At 60.9% G+C, this 12,713-nt stretch carries 14 protein-coding genes; 10 read left to right on the top strand and 4 right to left on the bottom strand.

What is annotated here, in order from left to right; translation table 11 throughout:
* Positions 1–33: 33 nt before the first annotated feature.
* Positions 34–1,140 (bottom strand): YeeE/YedE family protein, encoded by a 1,107-nt coding sequence (locus tag ACVDG9_RS20125; RefSeq protein ID WP_055656110.1) that lies wholly within the window; start codon positions 1,138–1,140, stop codon positions 34–36.
* A 125-nt stretch (positions 1,141–1,265) separates the two neighbouring features.
* On the opposite strand from ACVDG9_RS20125, the gene ACVDG9_RS20130 reads away from it, so the two are divergent.
* Positions 1,266–2,204, top strand: a complete 939-nt coding sequence (locus ACVDG9_RS20130; protein WP_447238810.1) for an MBL fold metallo-hydrolase — start codon at positions 1,266–1,268, stop codon at positions 2,202–2,204.
* A gap of 24 nt (positions 2,205–2,228) precedes the next feature.
* Here the strand turns inward: ACVDG9_RS20130 and ACVDG9_RS20135 are convergent, their stop codons facing one another.
* The 3 genes from ACVDG9_RS20135 to ACVDG9_RS20145 form a co-directional block, all read right to left on the bottom strand.
* Complete coding sequence (locus ACVDG9_RS20135) at positions 2,229–3,335, bottom strand: YeeE/YedE family protein (protein WP_209169981.1); 1,107 nt, start codon at positions 3,333–3,335, stop codon at positions 2,229–2,231.
* A 144-nt stretch (positions 3,336–3,479) separates the two neighbouring features.
* On the bottom strand, positions 3,480–3,830 hold the full coding sequence (locus tag ACVDG9_RS20140) for an ArsR/SmtB family transcription factor (protein ID WP_023003236.1): 351 nt from the start codon (positions 3,828–3,830) through the stop codon (positions 3,480–3,482).
* A 91-nt stretch (positions 3,831–3,921) separates the two neighbouring features.
* The gene (locus ACVDG9_RS20145; protein ID WP_152509759.1) at positions 3,922–4,296 is read right to left on the bottom strand and encodes a thioredoxin domain-containing protein; all 375 of its coding nucleotides are present in this window, start codon (positions 4,294–4,296) and stop codon (positions 3,922–3,924) included.
* A gap of 92 nt (positions 4,297–4,388) precedes the next feature.
* On the opposite strand from ACVDG9_RS20145, the gene ACVDG9_RS20150 reads away from it, so the two are divergent.
* The 9 genes from ACVDG9_RS20150 to ACVDG9_RS20190 all read left to right on the top strand — a co-directional run bounded on the left by ACVDG9_RS20150 (position 4,389) and on the right by ACVDG9_RS20190 (position 12,627).
* On the top strand, positions 4,389–5,123 hold the full coding sequence (locus ACVDG9_RS20150) for a cytochrome c biogenesis CcdA family protein (RefSeq protein WP_023003234.1): 735 nt from the start codon (positions 4,389–4,391) through the stop codon (positions 5,121–5,123).
* 32 nt (positions 5,124–5,155) lie between these two features.
* Positions 5,156–5,749, top strand: a complete 594-nt coding sequence (locus ACVDG9_RS20155; protein ID WP_023003233.1) for a SoxW family protein — start codon at positions 5,156–5,158, stop codon at positions 5,747–5,749.
* A 177-nt stretch (positions 5,750–5,926) separates the two neighbouring features.
* Positions 5,927–6,406 (top strand): sulfur oxidation c-type cytochrome SoxX, encoded by a 480-nt coding sequence (gene soxX, locus ACVDG9_RS20160; protein ID WP_075282328.1) that lies wholly within the window; start codon positions 5,927–5,929, stop codon positions 6,404–6,406.
* A 23-nt stretch (positions 6,407–6,429) separates the two neighbouring features.
* Positions 6,430–6,879: a thiosulfate oxidation carrier protein SoxY gene (gene soxY, locus ACVDG9_RS20165; protein WP_023014500.1), complete on the top strand. Its 450-nt coding sequence runs from the start codon at positions 6,430–6,432 to the stop codon at positions 6,877–6,879.
* Positions 6,880–6,976: 97 nt separating this feature from the next.
* Positions 6,977–7,303: a thiosulfate oxidation carrier complex protein SoxZ gene (gene soxZ, locus ACVDG9_RS20170; protein WP_023003230.1), complete on the top strand. Its 327-nt coding sequence runs from the start codon at positions 6,977–6,979 to the stop codon at positions 7,301–7,303.
* 173 nt (positions 7,304–7,476) lie between these two features.
* Positions 7,477–8,307 carry a sulfur oxidation c-type cytochrome SoxA gene (soxA, locus tag ACVDG9_RS20175; protein WP_082809675.1) on the top strand — a complete coding sequence of 277 codons (831 nt, stop codon included), beginning with the start codon at positions 7,477–7,479 and terminating at the stop codon, positions 8,305–8,307.
* Between the two features lie 212 nt (positions 8,308–8,519).
* The gene (gene soxB, locus ACVDG9_RS20180) at positions 8,520–10,214 is read left to right on the top strand and encodes a thiosulfohydrolase SoxB (RefSeq protein WP_447238811.1); all 1,695 of its coding nucleotides are present in this window, start codon (positions 8,520–8,522) and stop codon (positions 10,212–10,214) included.
* 33 nt (positions 10,215–10,247) lie between these two features.
* The gene (gene soxC / locus ACVDG9_RS20185; protein WP_023003227.1) at positions 10,248–11,522 is read left to right on the top strand and encodes a sulfite dehydrogenase; all 1,275 of its coding nucleotides are present in this window, start codon (positions 10,248–10,250) and stop codon (positions 11,520–11,522) included.
* Entirely contained in the window at positions 11,506–12,627 is a 1,122-nt protein-coding gene (locus ACVDG9_RS20190) for a c-type cytochrome (protein ID WP_447238812.1), read from the top strand. Before soxC ends, ACVDG9_RS20190 begins: the two co-directional genes overlap by 17 nt.
* The last annotated feature ends 86 nt before the right edge of the window (positions 12,628–12,713 follow it).

Genomic DNA, 12,713 nt, shown 5'->3' on the forward strand with positions numbered 1-12,713 from the left:
TCCTGGCAGGCAAGGCCCTTTCCTGTTTTGCCTTCAGGCAGCGGTTTTCACCTGTTCTGCTGCAGGAGACCCACCGACTGTCTGCTGCCGGGCGTCATAGCTTGTCAGCAGGCGATCGGCAACACCGGCAGACAGCCAGATGGCGGTCAGGGTGATCCACGCCGTCAGCGCGAAGATGGAAGCTCCCGTGATACCGGCCCCGACGGCACAGCCACCGGCAAGCATGCCGCCGAACCCCATGAGCGTTGCTCCGGTGAGGTAGCGCGCCATCGACTTGCCGCCTTCGAACCCCTGCAGGGCGAGTTCCCGCGTTACGAAAGCCGCCAGGAACGAGCCCAGAAAGACACCGGGCACCAAGCCGACATCGAAATCAAGCAGATCGCCCGGTGGTGACAGAACCAGCATCAGGGCATCGGCGGATGGTCCGGTGAAGGTTACCCCTTCCACCTGCACGGGGTCGAAAGCCTGCCGGGCCATGGCGGATGTGAACCACCAGGCCAGGGGAATTGCCAGCCCAGCGCCCGCTGCCGCCACCAGCTGCCAGACCTTCACCCTCGACCGCCAGGCAAAGACAAGCCCCGCCACCAGCCAGAGCGCCGTGAAACCAAGCGTCACGGATGTGCTCAGTCCCAGCATCTCGGTCAGATTGTTGCCGCCGATATCCCCTGTCGTCCAAAGACCTGCAAACCATTCGCGCACCGGTTTCAACAGGCCGCGCAGGCTCGCCTGGGCGACAACCGCAAAGACGAGTCCTGAGAGCAGCGCCCTCAGATTGCCCGTGGCCGAGAGCACCAGCAGGCGGCTGGCGCATCCGCGCGCCAGCACCATGCCGGTGCCGAACATCAACCCGCCCAGCAAAGCTCCGGAGAGGCTTTGCGGCGATGCCAACTGGCGGGCTTCATTTGCCTGCACTTCGCCCAGGTGGATCAACACTTGCGTGCACAGAACCGCCGCGGAAAAGGTCAGGAGCCAGACAGGCAATCGGTCCTTCGGCGCACCGCGAGAGAATTCCAGGCTGGCAGCGCGCAGGCAAAAGCGGCTTTGCTGGGCAAAGGCGCCAAAAAGGACGCCGACAACCAGCCCGCCGATTGCCAGCAACCAGGGCTCGGAAATTTCGTCCAGAAGAAATGTCAGGTCCATGGGCCCCTCCCGGGCACACTGCGTCCTCGATTGCCACCAGCTTGGAGCCCTTTCGCTTCAACGGGCATTGACCTCTCTCAATGAAACATAGATAAATTCAAAAGTTTGAATATGTGGAGGATGCCATGTCCGGGCAATTTCGGAAAGATCTGACGAGACGCAACGTTCTTGCCGGAGGCCTCGCGTTTGCGACCGCGGGTTTTGCCAGCCGGATAACGCCTGCCTTTGCAACCGCGAACCTGACCCTCGGCGCACACGACATCACCGTCTTTTCCGACGGTCATCTGACCCTGCCGATGAACTTCATTTTGCCAGAGCAAAGCGAAGAAGAGATCGCGGCGCTGCTGAAACCCCATGGCCTTGCCACGGACGCTCTGACGCCGGATTGCAACATCACATTGCTCCGCACCGGCGACCGCACAGTCCTCTTCGACGTCGGATCAGGCGCCAATTTCCAGTCGACGGCAGGTGAGTTGCCGGGCCACCTGGCGGAAGCCGGTATCGATCCGTCGGACATCACCGACATTGTCTTCACCCACGCCCACCCGGACCATCTTTGGGGCATCCTGGACGATTTCGACGATCCGCTTTTCCCGGAAGCGCAGATCTGGATGCCACAGGCCGAATGGGACTACTGGCGCGCCGACGATACGCTGGCCAAGACGCCGGAGGTGCGCAAGAGTTTCGTGGTCGGGGCACAGGCGCGTTTCAACGTGATCGAAGACCGGGTGAACATGATCAAGCCGGGCCAGGAAGTGCTTCCAGGCGTTGAGGCAGTCGACACGGCGGGCCACACTCCGGGGCACATGTCCTACATGCTGCACGGCGGATCCGAGAGCCTGCTGGTGGTGGGCGACGCGATTTCCAACACAGTGATTTCTTTCGAAAAACCCGGCTGGGCTTCCGGCTCCGATCAGGACCGCGACATGGGCATTGCCACCCGCAAGGCGCTGCTCGACCGCCTGGCGCAAGATGGCTCCCGCGTCATCGGATACCACTTCCCCCACCCCGGTGGAGGGCACGTGGAACGCACCGGCGATGCCTACAGTTTCGTCGCAGCCTGAACTGCCGGATGAAAGGTGCCGGTATCACTCCGCCGCCGAGTGATGGGCACTGCCCTGGTTGCGCTGGAAGGCGGCAAGGACGTTGCCTTCCACAAGCCAGGCAAGCCCGACCCGTGCACCGAGTGCCATGGATACCATCACGATGGGCGCAGAAATCGCAAGCGTGGAAAAGCCGGTAATGCCCTGCCCCACCGTGCAGCCCATGGAAAACACCCCGCCGACACCCATCAGGGTGCCACCCAGAAGATGGCGGCCGAGTTCGCGTGCATCGTCGCATGCTTCCCAGCGGATATCCCGTTTCCACATGGCCGCGACCACGGCGCCGACCAGCGTACCGGCAATCAGACCGACACCATAGTCCGGCAGGGTCCCCGTATAGGTGATCAGCTGCATGATGGTGTCGCCGACCGGCACTACGAAGGATCCGGCCTCGATCTGGATCGGATCGAAGGAGCGTCCCGCAAGGAAGGTTGTCGCCCACCAGCCGAAGGCGATCACGCTGCCGATGACAACACCGGTTCCGATCTTGCTCCATTGCCGGCGATAGGACGCCGATTTGAAGATCCAGAACAGACCGGCCAAAGCGAGCGCGATGGCAACCACACCCTGCAGCTTCATGCCCACCAGGGTCGAGACAATGTCGCCCATGGACTGGCTGCCGCTTGCGGTGAAGGAAACGGCAAGATCATCGACGATCGGCACCCGCACGATGCCGACGATGCCCCTTTGGGCGGCCAGTGCCGACAGGCCGATGACCGTCAGCACCACAAGCGCCCGGAGGCTGCCGCCACCCAGACGCAGAACCGCGCCGAAACCGCAGGTGCCGACAAGCGCCATGCCGATGCCGAACATGAAGCCGCCGAGAATGGCGCCCGTCCAGGCAAATTCCGGTGACAGGTAAAAGGAGGCAGCCGTGTCGGCCATGCCGAAGGCGACGAGCAGCTGTGTGCCGATCAGTGCGGATACGGAAGCAAGCACCCAGGTCCTGAGCGCGCTGCTGTCGCCCGCGTACCAGTGCCTTTCCAGGGCCGACAGCGTACAGAAGTGGTTTGACCTGGCAACGAACCCCAGCACGCACCCCGCGAGCACACCGAGAAGCGGTGTCAGCACCGCCGGATCGAGATTGACCATGCGCGTCCTACCCTCCGCCGGTTATTCCGGCCGCGTTTCCCGTACTCGCTCTTTCGGCGATTTTTCAAACCGTAGCAGGCAGCGAAATTTGCAGCAATCGATCTCGTTGCTGCATCGCACGCCCGTATGTTGCGCTACCTGCGTTTATTTTTCAGGTGCACGCACGTCCTTGCAGAACAGCTCGTAAAGGCTCGAAATGATCGAACTTACCTCATCGTTCATGAGGCTGTAGTAGATCATCCGCCCGTCGCGCCGCGACTGCACAAGGCCTTCCAGGCGAAGCCGTGCAAGCTGCTGGGAAACCGCGGCCTGCGGCATTGTCAGGATCTCTTCGAGCTCGGAAACCGACTTTTCGCCTTCAGACAGCAGACACAGGATGACAAGGCGCACTTCGTGCGAAAGGGCCTTGAGCAGATCGCTCGCCTTCCGCGCCTGCTCCATCAGCAGGTCGAGGTCCTTCGCATCCAGGTTCTTGTCAAAGGCCGGCAGTATCATCCGGAACCCACACCCTTTTCAGCATTGCCATTGCAGCGCACAAAACCGCTTTTCAGATTCATGCCTCAACTTCAGCACCGGATCAACAGCATCACTTGCTCGTGTCCGGAAGCTTTCCCAACATATCGGTCAGTAGCGGCCAGAAGAAGTGTTCTCCCGGATAGCCGCGCAGACGGTCGATTTCAACGCCGTCGGCCACCAGAATGAAGGTTGGCGTCATCCGCTCTTTCGGTATGCCGGCCAGGTCCTGCGGCCAGGTGTCGGTAATATCGACGCGGCGCAACGGCGCTTGCCGGCCTTCCGACGTCTTCGGATAGGCGATGCCGATTTCCTCGTTCCAGCGCTTGCACCAGACACACCCCGGCTGCTCAAGCATGACCAGCTCGGCACTCCAGGCGGGCAACGCCTGAAACAGGCCGGAAACCAACACTCCGGCAAGGATCATCGCACGTGTCGCGACGGACATTTTGCAGTCTCCACATTTCTTCCATTGCAATATATAGGAACTTTTGAATATTTTAAAGCAACCGAAGATCGAGTTTCTCTGGGAGGAAATGAATGCTCGATGTTTCTCTGGGCGCTGCCTTTCTGGCAGGGCTGCTTTCATTCATTTCGCCTTGTGTCTTGCCGATTGTGCCGCCCTACCTGTGTTACCTGGCCGGTGTCAGCGTCGATGAACTGAAGGGCGATACGGCCACGGCCGAAACGGGTCGCCGGGTGATTCTGGCGGCGATCGCCTTCGTGCTCGGCTTTTCGCTCGTCTTTGTCGCCCTCGGTGCAACGGCCAGCGTCATCGGCCAGTCGATCGCCCGCTACTACGATATCCTGTCTTATGTTGCAGGCGCGATCATCATCGTCATGGGCCTGCATTTTCTCGGTGTCTTTCGCATCGGGCTTCTGTTCCGCGAAGCCCGCATTCATGTGGAACGCAAGCCCGCGGGCCTGGTTGGAGCCTTCGTCATGGGCCTGGCGTTCGCGTTCGGCTGGACACCGTGCGTCGGCCCGGTTCTGGCGGCAATCCTGTTCGTTGCCGGATCGTCGGACACCACCTGGCACGGCGCCGGACTGCTTGCGGTCTATGCACTCGGCATCGGCCTGCCTTTCATCCTGGCGGCAGCATTTGCCAGCCGGTTCCTGAAACTGGCCGGACGTTTCCGCAAACACATGGGCACGGTGGAAAAGATCATGGGCGGCCTCCTGGTGCTCACCGGCCTGCTGTTCATCACCGGGCAAATGTCGGCAATCGCCTTCTGGCTGCTCGAAACTTTCCCGGTTTTCTCACAAATCGGCTGACCGGCCATTTCCGGTCCAGGGAGGACAATGACATGCGTATCTGGAAACAATTGGTGCTGGCAGTCGAGCTCTTGGCGGCCCTGACCACAACGGCGCTCGCCGCAACGCTCGGTGACGACGGCCTGCACAAGCAGCCCTGGTTCACCGTAACCTTCCGCGACATAGGCGAAGACATTGAAACCGCGGCAGGAGAAGGCAAGCGCCTTGCCATCATCTTTGAACAACGCGGCTGCATCTATTGCCGCCAGATGCACGAAAAGATCCTCTCCGACCCGGAAGTGACCGACTACATCAAAGAGAACTTCATGGTCGTGCAATACAACATGTTCGGCGACGAGGAAGTGATCGACCTGGACGGCGAAGAACTGACCGAAAAGACCGCCGCGCGCAAATGGGGCTATGTCTTCACACCCACTATCGTGTTCCTGCCGGAAGAGGTTCCGAGCGAGGGAACCGTGTCGGAAGTGGCCGTTGCAACGATGCCGGGCGCCTTCGGCAAGTGGACTTTCCTGAACATGTTTCGCTGGGTTCAGGAAAAAGGCTACGAAGGCGACGAGCATTTCCAGAAGTATCATGCCCGCATAATCAACGAGTTGCGCGAAAAAGGCCGCCTCGACGCGGAATAGGAAGAGCGGATAAAACAGGTTTATGCCGGATACGGCAAAAGGCCTATTGCATAACATATGCAAAAAATCATATCTTTTAATATGAGGAGGACAGGCAGGCTGGGGAATCGGACCTGCCGAAGGAACGCAAACGGCACCACAGCCGGCCGTTCCGCACTGAGGAGGAAAGCCGACACAATGTTCAAGGGCGCGACACATTTCAGCCTGCCGGCGGCCTTTGCCGGCCTAGCCGTCCTGGCCGCTTCCGCAGCGGCCGCCGGAACGGTTGCTCCGGACAGCGTTCCCATCGTCGATATGGAACTGTCCGAATCTCTGACGGGCGTTCAGGGAGACCCGCAGGCCGGACGCGAAGCCTTCGCCGATCGCAAGAAGGGCAACTGCCTGGCTTGCCATGCCAATGCCGATCTCAGCGACCAGCTGTTCCACGGCGAAGTCGGCCCCGTCCTCGACGGTGCCGCCGACCGCTGGAGCGAGGCGCAACTGCGCGCCATCGTGGTCAACAGCAAGGACGTCTTCGGCGAACAGACCATCATGCCCGGTTTCTACACCCTGAAGGTGGGCATCAACGTCGACGAGGAATTCGCCGGCAAAACCATCCTGTCAGCGCAAGAGGTAGAGGACGTCGTCGCCTATCTCATGACGCTGAAAGAGAATTGATCTCGGGTTTCAAGGAGCAAGAGATGAGCTTTACAAGACGCCAGGTGTTTGGTCTCACGATCGGAGCCGCTGCATTCGTGGCCGCCGGATCGCGGGTTTCCTTCGCCGCAACCGACCAGACCGAAGAGGCCATCAAGGCCTTCACCGGCGGAGCAGATCCCAAGGAGGGAACAGTTTCCCTCGACACGCCGGAAATTGCCGAGAACGGCAACACGGTGCCGGTCGGCGTATCCGTCGACAGCCCGATGACGGCAGACAGCTTCGTTGAATCTGTCCTGATCCTGGCCGACGGCAACCCCAACCCGGCTGTTGCCACGTTCCACTTCACTGCCATGAGCGGTGTTGCCGAAGCCAAGACCCGCATCCGGCTCGCCAAGACGCAGAACGTCATCGCGGTCGCCAAGATGAACGACGGCTCCACCTTCATCGACCGCAAGGAAGTGAAAGTCACCATCGGCGGCTGCGGCGGCTAATCCGCAACAGCGCAAGCGGCTTGTCCGCAGGACCGGCACCGGCCTTTAGCCGAACCGCCGCCCGGCAAGCAGATCAGGGATACGAAGGAACCAAATCATGGCAGATCCGAAACCGCGCGTGAAAGTGCCCAAGAAGGCAGCTGCGGGCGAAGTCATCACCATCAAGACGCTAATCAGCCACCCGATGGAATCCGGTCAGCGCAAGGACAAGGAGGGCAACCTCGTTCCGCGCCAGATCATCAACAAGTTCACCTGCGAGTTCAACGGACAGGTGGTGTTTTCCTGTGACATGGACCCGGCCGTCTCGGCGAACCCCTACATGGAGTTCAGCGCCAAGGTGAATGAAACCGGCACGTTCAAGTTCACCTGGGTCGATGACGACGGCAGCGTCTACGAATCCGAGAACAAGATCACTGTTGAATAGGCGGCTGCCCTGCATCTGCGGCTGTGACGTCCGCATGGACTGAAAAGCCCGGGACAGGGTGCATCGAGAGTGTCGGGACATCGTATCTGCAGTCGGTTGAAGGCAGGATGTTCCAGGGATCGCTCAAATCGGGAGGAGACGATTTGGCCAATAGAACGAAACGCATAGCCACCATGTTCGCAGTAACGATGGTCGGCACAAGCGCAAGCCTGGCCGGGGGGCCGGTTGACGAAAAGCTCGTTATCGACGGGGAAGTGGAGATCATGACCCGTGTACCGGCGCCGGAAGGGCACCCGTTCGACGAACTGATCTCGGGCTGGCACTACCGCACGGAAGAAACGCGTGATCTGGAGGCCGACAGCTTCCAGAACCCGGGTATGCTCTATGTGGAGCGCGGCGAGGAAATCTGGAACACCGTGGACGGTGCTGCTGGCAAGTCCTGCGCCTCCTGCCACGAGGATTCCGAGGAGTTCCTCAAGGGTCTCGGCGCCAGCTATCCCAAGTGGAATGAGGACGCCGGCAAGCCGTTCAACATCGAGCTTCAGATCAACCAGTGCCGTGAACAGAACATGCAGGCTGAGCCCTACAAGTTCGACGCGGCCGATCAGAAGGCTCTGACGACCTACATCAAGCACCAGTCGCTTGGCATGCCGATGAAAGTCGATCTGAGCGAAGGCGAAATGCAGACCTGGTGGGACAAGGGCAAGGAACTCTACTACACCCGCACGGGTCAGCTGAACCTGTCCTGTGCTACCTGCCACGAGAACTACAACGGCAACTACATCCGGGCTGACCATCTCAGCCAGGGCAGCGTCAACGGGTTCCCGACCTATCGTCTGAAGCAGGCGGACCTTGTCTCCCTGCACAACCGCTTCCGCGGATGTATCCGCGATACGCGGGCAGCCTTCCCGGCCGCCTTCTCCGATGAGCTGATGGCTCTGGAGGTCTATGTGACCTGGCGTGGCTCGGGGCTCGGCATCGAAACCCCGGCGGTTCGCCAGTAGGCTGACCGTTTAAACTCCGGCGCGGTCGCAGCCACCGCGCCGGTTTCTTTCCTGTCGCCGGCGAATTCCCCCCCGGCCACCAGGCGGAAACAAAGGGCTGAAAACATCAATGTCCCGAACGTGGGATAACCGGGGTGTACGGCGTTGTCGTGCCTCAACGGGAAAACTGTGCAACCGGCCGGGCGTCGGCCGTTGGTTTGGAGTAACTGAGGATGTTCTCAAGACGTGAGTTCCTGATGGCGGCAACCGCGACAAGTGCCTTGCTCGGATCGGGCATGGCAGGATCGTGGTCGCGGCTGATGGCCCAGCAAGCCCTGACGGAAGACCAGCTCCTGGGGATGGACCCGAACGGCAAGCTCACGCTGGTGCATATCACCGACATCCACGCCCAGCTGAAGCCGATCTACTTTCGCGAACCGTCCATCAACCTGGGCATCGGCGACGTTAACGGCAAACCTCCACACGTGACCGGTGCCGATTTCCTGAAGCTCTACAACATCGAGGCCGGGTCGCCGGATGCCTATGCGCTGACCTCGGAAGACTTCGTCTCCCTTGCCAGGAGCTATGGCAAGATGGGCGGCATGGACCGGGTCGCAACCGTGATCAAGCGCATTCGCGCCGAACGCGGCGCTGACAACGTTCTCCTGCTGGATGGCGGCGACACCTGGCAGGGCAGCTACACATCCAACGTCACCCAGGGCGAAGACATGATCACGATCATGAACTCGCTCGAGCCCGACGCCATGACCGGGCACTGGGAATTCACCTACGGCACCGACCGGGTTCAGGAAGTCATCGACAGTCTGCCCTTCGCCTTCCTCGGCTCCAACATCTACGACAACGAATGGGACGAGCCCGCCTTCGAAGCCTGGAAGATGTTTGAACGTGGCGGGTCCAAGGTCGCCGTCATCGGTCAGGCTTTCCCGTATACGCCTATTGCCAACCCGCGCTGGATGATCCCCGGCTGGTCCTTCGGCATCCGCGAGGAAGACATTGCCAAACATGTGACCGAGGCTCGCGACGAGGGCGCTGAAATCGTCGTGCTGCTGTCGCACAACGGCTTTGACGTCGACCGGAAGCTCGCCTCGCGCGTTGACGGCATCGATGTCATCCTGACGGGCCACACGCACGACGCCCTGCCGGAACCGGTCATCGTAAACAACACGCTGGTGATTGCCTCCGGCTCCAACGGCAAGTTTGTCTCCCGGGTCGATCTCGACGTTCAGGACGGCAAGCTGGCCGGGTACGCCTATCGCCTGATCCCGATCTTCTCCGACGTCATCACGCCAGATGCGGACATGGCTGCGCTCATCGATGAGGTTCGCGCGCCCTACGAAGCGGACCTCGCCCGCGTTCTCGGCAAGACCGAGAACCTTCTCTACCGGCGCGGCAACTTCAACGGCACCTTCGACGATCTGATCTGCCAGGCACTCCTGACCGAACGAGACGCCGAAATAGCCCTCTCACCCGGCTTCCGCTGGGGGACATCGCTTCTGCCGGGCCAGGACATCACCTTCGAGGATGTCCATAACGCCTGCGCCATGACCTATCCGGCCGCTTACCGTTCATCGATGACGGGCCAGATGCTGAAGGACATTCTGGAGGATGTCGGCGACAACCTCTTCAACAAGGACCCCTACTACCAGCAAGGTGGTGACATGGTCCGCGTTGGCGGCATGGGCTACACCATCGATCCCGGCAAGGAAATCGGCGAGCGCATCTCGGGCATGACCCTGCTTGCCACCGGAGAAGCCATCGACCCCGCCAGGGAATATGTCGTTTCCGGTTGGGCCTCGGTCAACGAGGGCACGGAAGGCCCGCCCATTTCCGAAGTCGTTGAAGCCTATCTCACAAGCAATCCCGTGGTCAGCCTGCCGGACAACCAGTCCGTCAAGCTGGCAGGATGACGCCTTTTCTTCAGAGATCCTGAGGACACGATCATGACTGACAAAACCAACTCCAAGACGCCGGGTCTTTCCAGGCGTTCCCTCTTGAAAGCAGGCTTCGCCGCAGGCGCCGTTGCAGGCACGGCTGGTGCCGCGCGCGCGGCCGGCGATCCATTGATCACCGAGATACAGGACTGGAACCGGTACCTCGGTGACGGTGTGCAGGCGCGCCCTTATGGCACGCCGTCGGAATACGAGGCCCATGTGGTCCGCCGCGACGTGGAGTGGCTGACGGCCTCCACCGAGAGTTCGGTGAACTTCACACCGCTGCACGAGCTGGACGGCATCATCACGCCCAACGGCCTGTGTTTCGAGCGCCACCACGGCGGCATTGCCGACATCAATCCTGCAGATCATCGGTTGATGATCAACGGTCTGGTCGACAGCCCCCTCGTCTTCACCATGGAAGACCTGAAGCGCTTCCCGCGCGAGAACCGGGTCTACTTTCTGGAATGTGCCGCCAACTCCGGCATGGAGTGGCGTGGCTCCCAGCTCAACGGCTGTCAGTACACCCACGGCATGGTCCACTGCGTGATGTACACCGGCGTGCCGCTGAAACTGATCCTGGAAGAGGCAGGCCTGAAGACCAATGCCAAATGGGTGATGCCGGAAGGCGCCGATGCCTCGGCCATGACCCGGTCCATCCCGATGGAAAAGGCCCTCGACGACTGCCTGGTTGCCTTCAAGATGAACGGTGAGGCTCTGCGCCCGGAACAAGGTTATCCGCTGCGTCTGGTCGTGCCTGGCTGGGAAGGCAACATGTGGGTGAAATGGCTGCGCCGGATCGAAGTCGGCGACGAACCCTGGCACCAGCGCGAGGAAACGTCCAAATACACGGACCTTCTTGAGAACGGCAAGGCCCGCCGCTTCACCTGGGTGATGGATCCCAAGTCCGTCATCACGTCACCGAGCCCGCAGGCCCCGATCAGCCACGGCAAGGGACCGATGGTCATCTCCGGTGTCGCCTGGTCCGGCAACGGACGGATCAAGCGGGTGGATGTGTCGCTTGATGGCGGCCGGAACTGGAAAACCGCCCGCCTAGACGGCCCAAGCCTGTCGAAAGCCATGCACCGCTTCTACCTGGACATCGACTGGGACGGCTCGGACATGCTGATCCAGTCCCGCGCGATGGACGAGCACGGCTTCTTCCAGCCGACCAAGAACGAGCTGCGTGCCGCCCGCGGCGAAAACTCGATCTACCACAACAACGGCATCCAGACCTGGTATGTCAAAGCAGACGGAATGGTGGAAAATGTCGAAGTTTCTTAAAGCCCTCAGCCTAGGAACCGTGCTCGCCACCCTGCCCCTGCTTGCCGCGATGGCCCAGGCGGGAGATGCCGAAAAAGGCGAGAAGGTCTTCAAGAAATGCGCTGCCTGCCACGCGGTCGGGGAAGGCGCAAAGAACAAGGTCGGTCCGGAACTGAACGAGATTTTCGGCCGTACCGCAGGATCGCTTGAGGACTACAAGTATTCCAAGGCAATGATCGAGGCCGGTGGTGGCGGGCTCGTCTGGGACGAGGCAACACTGACGACCTATCTGACCAAGCCCAAGGACATGGTCAATGGCACCAAGATGGCCTTTGCCGGTCTGAAGAAGCAGGAAGACCTGGACAACGTGATTGCCTATCTGGCCACCTTCTCCAGTGCTGCTGCTCCCGCCGACCAGCAGGGCGCCGCAGAACCTGCTGCCACTGAAACGGAAACCGCCAGCGCCGACACGGCAGCGGAAGCTCCAGCCGTACCAGTGTCCGAAGTCCGTGAAGGTGGCATCTTCGGCCTTGGCCGCGTGGCGACGGAAGACGAGGTCGCCGCGTGGGACATCGACGTTCGCCCAGACGGCAGCGGCTTGCCTGAGGGCTCCGGTACGGTGGCCGATGGGGAAGTGCTATTCACGGACAACTGCGCCGTCTGTCACGGCGATTTTGGCGAAGGCGTCGGCCGCTGGCCGGTTCTGGCCGGTGGCCAGGACACCCTGACCGAGGAACGCCCGGAAAAGACCATCGGCTCCTACTGGCCGTATCTGTCCACTGTCTACGACTATGTCCGCCGCGCCATGCCCTACGGCAACGCCCGTTCCCTGTCGGATGACGACGTTTACGCGTTGACGGCCTATCTCCTTTACCTGAACGACATCGTCGAGGACGAGGACTTCGAATTGTCGAAAGACAATTTCCTGGAGATCCGTCTTCCCAACGAGGAAAACTTCATCGCTGACGATCGCGCCGAAGAGCCGCATTATGCTGCCAAGGCCGAACCCTGCATGAGCGACTGCAAGGACAGCGCGGTCGAGATCACCATGCGCGCCCGTATTCTCGACGTGACCCCGGGATCCGTCGACGACGACGAGGCCTCCGGCATGGGAGGCGTCGACTGACATCGTTTTGCGGCAACGGCCCGTGAAAGAAAGGCCGCCCGCGCAAGGCCGCCGCAGGATATCCTGCGGCGTTAGGAGGAGGAAAC

The organism is Roseibium sp. RP-7, from assembly GCF_053005225.1.

Excerpts from the sequence above, each read along its gene's own strand:
- ACVDG9_RS20125 (WP_055656110.1), bottom strand. The coding sequence starts at position 1,140 with ATGGACCTGACATTTCTTCTGGACGAAATTTCCGAGCCCTGGTTGCTG.
- ACVDG9_RS20130 (WP_447238810.1), top strand. The coding sequence starts at position 1,266 with ATGTCCGGGCAATTTCGGAAAGATCTGACGAGACGCAACGTTCTTGCC.
- ACVDG9_RS20135 (WP_209169981.1), bottom strand. The coding sequence starts at position 3,335 with ATGGTCAATCTCGATCCGGCGGTGCTGACACCGCTTCTCGGTGTGCTC.
- ACVDG9_RS20140 (WP_023003236.1), bottom strand. The coding sequence starts at position 3,830 with ATGATACTGCCGGCCTTTGACAAGAACCTGGATGCGAAGGACCTCGAC.
- ACVDG9_RS20145 (WP_152509759.1), bottom strand. The coding sequence starts at position 4,296 with ATGTCCGTCGCGACACGTGCGATGATCCTTGCCGGAGTGTTGGTTTCC.
- ACVDG9_RS20150 (WP_023003234.1), top strand. The coding sequence starts at position 4,389 with ATGCTCGATGTTTCTCTGGGCGCTGCCTTTCTGGCAGGGCTGCTTTCA.
- ACVDG9_RS20155 (WP_023003233.1), top strand. The coding sequence starts at position 5,156 with ATGCGTATCTGGAAACAATTGGTGCTGGCAGTCGAGCTCTTGGCGGCC.
- soxX (WP_075282328.1), top strand. The coding sequence starts at position 5,927 with ATGTTCAAGGGCGCGACACATTTCAGCCTGCCGGCGGCCTTTGCCGGC.
- soxY (WP_023014500.1), top strand. The coding sequence starts at position 6,430 with ATGAGCTTTACAAGACGCCAGGTGTTTGGTCTCACGATCGGAGCCGCT.
- soxZ (WP_023003230.1), top strand. The coding sequence starts at position 6,977 with ATGGCAGATCCGAAACCGCGCGTGAAAGTGCCCAAGAAGGCAGCTGCG.
- soxA (WP_082809675.1), top strand. The coding sequence starts at position 7,477 with ATGTTCGCAGTAACGATGGTCGGCACAAGCGCAAGCCTGGCCGGGGGG.
- soxB (WP_447238811.1), top strand. The coding sequence starts at position 8,520 with ATGTTCTCAAGACGTGAGTTCCTGATGGCGGCAACCGCGACAAGTGCC.
- soxC (WP_023003227.1), top strand. The coding sequence starts at position 10,248 with ATGACTGACAAAACCAACTCCAAGACGCCGGGTCTTTCCAGGCGTTCC.
- ACVDG9_RS20190 (WP_447238812.1), top strand. The coding sequence starts at position 11,506 with ATGTCGAAGTTTCTTAAAGCCCTCAGCCTAGGAACCGTGCTCGCCACC.